At 39.6% G+C, this 4,846-nt stretch carries 2 protein-coding genes; both read left to right on the top strand.

Annotation, left to right across the window (positions count from 1 at the left end; all coding sequences use genetic code 11):
• Window positions 1–267: 267 nt before the first annotated feature.
• Window positions 268–846 carry a hypothetical protein gene (locus AB1414_15665; GenBank protein ID MEW6608857.1) on the top strand — a complete coding sequence of 193 codons (579 nt, stop codon included), beginning with the start codon at window positions 268–270 and terminating at the stop codon, window positions 844–846.
• A 177-nt stretch (window positions 847–1,023) separates the two neighbouring features.
• Window positions 1,024–4,846 (top strand): right-handed parallel beta-helix repeat-containing protein (locus tag AB1414_15660; protein MEW6608856.1); only part of this gene is annotated, 3,823 nt, incomplete at its 3' end.

Below are 4,846 nucleotides of genomic sequence, written 5' to 3'. Positions count from 1 at the left end.
TTTCCACAATCAATTTCTACCTATTTCTATAAATTTCAATCTATTTCTATTATCTTATCTCCATATCACTCTTATCTCCTTATCCCCTTTCTTACACTTTTGATATATAGCCTGAACGGTTACCAAATATCAAGGTTGGTCTATGGATAAATTTCAATGTGGAAAGATTGAAAGAAGGTATAAAGAGATTTATTCTGTCCAATCTTCGTGTCCTTCGTGCTCTTCGTAGTGAATACTTACTGCTGAATAGTTAAAAATAAGGAAGATATGATGGCAAAATGTCCCATTTGTAGTTCAAGAAAAGGAAAGCGAAAGTGTCTAATCAAAGAGAGCCCCATCTGCACCCCTTGCTGTGGGGAGATAAGAAAAGAGGAAACCTGTCGCGGTTGCCCCTTCTACAAAGAGCTATCTCTAAAACGAAAATACAATGAGGTTCCATCCTACACACCAAGGCAGATGGAGGCCAGTTTTGAACTTCAGAAATACTCCAATGCAATAGAGGGAGCCATTTGCGCCTTTGATCAGCAAACAAACCAGAGGATGAATGATACTATACCGATAAGGGTCATCGAGTTGCTTCTTGATAAATACCACTTTCATGACGAGAGTCTTGTTTTTGATAACGATCTGCTGGAGAGAGCATTCCATTATGTGAACAAAGCCATAGAAATGGATCTATCAAAGATGCCAACGGATAAACTGGTGAAAGTCCTGGCTGTAATACATTTCGTTGCAAAGAGAAGATCGAAAGGTGGCAGAGAATACCTGGCGTTCATAAAGCAGTATGTAGGCATAAGAGCCGCTCCGGGAGTTCGCATAATGGTAGGATTAGGACCTCGAATGTAGAAAGCAGTTCCCTTTTACATTCAACATTCACGGTCTGACCCCAATAGTTCTCTTTGTTGATAGTCTATGAAACTATCAACTATCAACCATCAACCCTGTGCTATATCTGTTCTATGAGAAATTTTCGTTAATAACTATTATATGTATTTAGAGAACGCTACACGAGGAGGAGAGATAATGAAGAGATTTATCTTAATCTTAATTATGTTAGTTCCAACGATGGTTTATGGTGCAAATGTCGAATGGATTCCAAAAGGTGGCACTATCAGTTGTCTTATCGCTGAAAAGGATGCATTTACAATGCAAGATATGCCAAATAACTATGGTGGGAATCCCTCGCTACATCATAATGGTTGGTATGGTGGGATAAAAATTCGGAATTATGCAGATAATTATAATCGCAAGGCATACCTGATGTTTGACCTTTGCGGTATTCCGCCAGGTTCTATTTCTTCTGCCATTCTTCGTCTGTATCACCCCAGATCAGGAACAAATTCTCTGATTGTAAGCTCTATTGAGAACGATAGTTGGACAGAGGAAGGTATCAATTGGAATAATGCACCTTCACCAGGTTCACCATCACTGGCTACTCAACCTATCATTCAAGGATGGAATGAATTTGATGTAACAACCTTTGTTAAGACTCAAACAGATGACAAGGCATCGTTCAATTTAACTCTATTAAACTTAGAGTATAACAGCACATACTTTATCTCAAGGGAGGGCAGAACAGACTGGCGGCCACAGCTTGTTATAACCCATACAAGTGATGTTATTCCACCTCCTGAACCACCAGGCACATCAACAAGTTCCCTACCCTGGAATTCAATCTGGTTGGTCCATAATGGTATATGGACAGAATATACCTCTGCTCAAACTGCTTGTAACAATGCCCAACCAGGCGATGAAGTAGTATTTGGTCCAGGAAGATATTATCAGGTTTTTGATGTAAAAAAGTCCAATATTACCATAAGGGGTGATGGGAAGCCAAGACCCTGCTTAGATGCAAGTGGTGGGACATCATTGGCGGGATATGGAAGGGGTGTTATAGGTGTGGGCAGACAATCCAGTGAGAGGGTAGAGAATATAACCATTGAAAACCTTGAGATAAAGGATGCATCCTCTGTTTGTGGTTTTGTTGGAAATGCATCATCAGTCTATGTCGTCTATGCTACAAATACAACAATTCGTGATTGCTATATCCATCATAATGGCAATGGCATCTTTGTTACAAAAGAGGCGGTAGATTATCTTCAAGAATACTGTGATGTGGCATATAATAGCTATGTAGGCTCTGGATATGAGCATGGACACTACTTTGAAGCAGGTGGAACAACAACTGTCAGGTATAATCATATCCATCACAATGGTGGTCAGGGCTATAAAGACCGCTGTCAAAATACAATTCTTGCCTATAACTATATCCACGATAGTGGTAATTATGAAGTTGACTTTGTTTCCAGCACTAAACACATAAATCCTCAAAATGCCCTGGCAATAGGAAATATTATAAAAAAGTCGCCATCTTCAACAAACCAATATCAGATAATTGTCTTTGGGGAAAATAGACATGGCGGAACAGGAAAATTCATCAATAATACGATAATTGCCAATGCCTCAACAAATAACTTCTTTAACATCTGGAATAACTATGATAGGATTGAGGCATCTAATAATATCTTTCATCCTAACGGCTTCAATAACTTATCTATAGTAAAAGATTCATCAGATGAACCTTTGCTTACAGGAACAAACAATTGGCTTTCATCGAATTCAACAAAGCGAGGAAGTCTCACCAGTAGTGTCCTTGGTATAGACCCAGAACTTGTAAATGTAAATTCCGACTTTCATCTTCTATCAACCTCTGCTTGCATTGATGCAGGGGATGGTAGCATCGTTCCTTTACCAGACAAAGAATATTTTCACTCAGCGACATTTACAGAAAGACCGATAGATGAACGAATAGATATAGGTGCGTATGAATTCCTGTCAGAGGAAACTAAATATCCTTTAATCATCCATTGCAATCCTGAAAATGGAGGAACGGTTACCCTTAATCCTGGTGGTGGACTCTATAATTCAGGGAGTACGGTTACCCTTACCGCAGTTGCAAGTTGGGGCTGGCGTTTTGACTCCTGGATGGGAGACCTCTCAGGCAATACTAATCCGATTACTATCACGATGGATGGGACTAAGACTGTTACTGCTAATTTTATCCTGGGTTCGGTTATTGTGTATCACTTTGATGGTTCTTTAATCGGAACATTTTCTACCATTCAGGCAGGAATAGATGCCTGTCCTATAGATGGAAAGGTTGTAGTCCTACCTGGAACATATACAGAGGCAGTCTATATCAACAAACGAATTGCCATAATTGGAGCAGGAACTGATTCTACTATAATTACAGCAATTGGGATTCCTGATACAAACACCGTAACCTTTGATGGGTATGATGCAAATGGAACAATAACTGGATTTATCATAACAGGAGGAATAGGTTATCTTGGTGGTGCAGGAATATATTGCCAAAATGATACAAATCCAACCATTATCAACAACACTATCTCAAATAATTGGTGGGGAATCTACTGTAACAATTCATCTCCAACTATCACCAATAACATAATCTTAGAGAGTAATTATTGTAGTATTTCCTGCGAGGGCAATTCTTCCCCATCTGTCACCAACAACACAATCTCAGGAAATGGTCGTGGTATCGTTTGTTGGGAATCCTCTCCTACTATTACCAACAACACTATTGCAGGGAATGATGATTGTGGCATTTACTGTGGATACCTTTCTTCCACCACCATTACTAACAACACCATTTCAGAAAATAACGGTGATGGTATCATTTGTGACAGGGCTATCTCTCCATTCCTCACCAATAATACAATCTCAGGAAATAATCATTATGGTATTTCTTGCTACATATCCTCTCCTATTATTACCAACAGCATAATTTCAGGGAATCGTTGGGATGGTATTTCGTGCGAAATAGATTCATCCCCAACTATCACCAATAACACAATCTCAAAAAATAATGGTAATGGCATCTATTGCGGTAAGGATTCCTCTCCAACTACCACTAACAACATCATCACAGAAAATGGAACAACAAGTAGTTTTTGCTATGGCATCATGGTAAATTCTGGCAATCCTTCCATCGATTACAACGATGTCTGGGAGAATGGACTAACTGGTAACCAAAATTATTATAATTGTTCTGCTGGAGCAAATGACATCTCATCCGACCCAGAATTTATAAGCAATACAGACTTCCATCCTGGAACAAGTTCCCCCTGCATAAATAAAGGTTCAAACACCGCCCCAGCAATTCCTCCGACCGATAAAGATGGCAACCCAAGGATAGTAAATGGGATTGTAGATATGGGGGCTTATGAATTTCAGGGAGAGGATACTATTCCACCGATTATCCTTCATAACCCTATTCCCTCAAATCCTGTGGGATTGCCAATGATAATTATGGCTACCATTACCGATAATTTCAATGTCCAGCAGGCGATTTTATACTGGAAGATAGGTGGAACAAAAACCATCTCTTCTACACTGATGACTAATGGAGGTGGTGATTTGTATAGAGGAACTATCCCAATCTCAAATATAACTATGCGAGGACTACTCTATGCCATCTGGGCAACTGATGGCAAGAATGATACTTTATCAACTATCTGGACGACGATTACTTACGGCACAGTTAGTTCCGGTAAAATTGGTGCTATCTATCCAACTTACAAATCCATCTCTGTTCCTGTTCATCCCGGGAATCCTGACCCGGCAGGTGTGTTGTGGAATTGGGGTAATTTTGAGCAAAATGTCAGATTGGTCTATTTCGATGGAAGTAATTGGGTGATTCATAATCCGCCAGATTCAACTGTCCCAAACTTTGCCCCGGAGATAGGCTATGGGATTACCGCAGATAAAGATAATGAAATTATTGTTTATGGGAGTTCGACTAATCCTTCTGGTTATTATGTTA

Source organism: bacterium (assembly GCA_040755795.1).
Classification (GTDB): Bacteria; UBA9089; CG2-30-40-21; order CG2-30-40-21; family SBAY01; genus JBFLXS01.
Note: the sequence above shows the minus strand (reverse complement) of the source record. Positions and strands in the feature narration are given on the sequence as shown.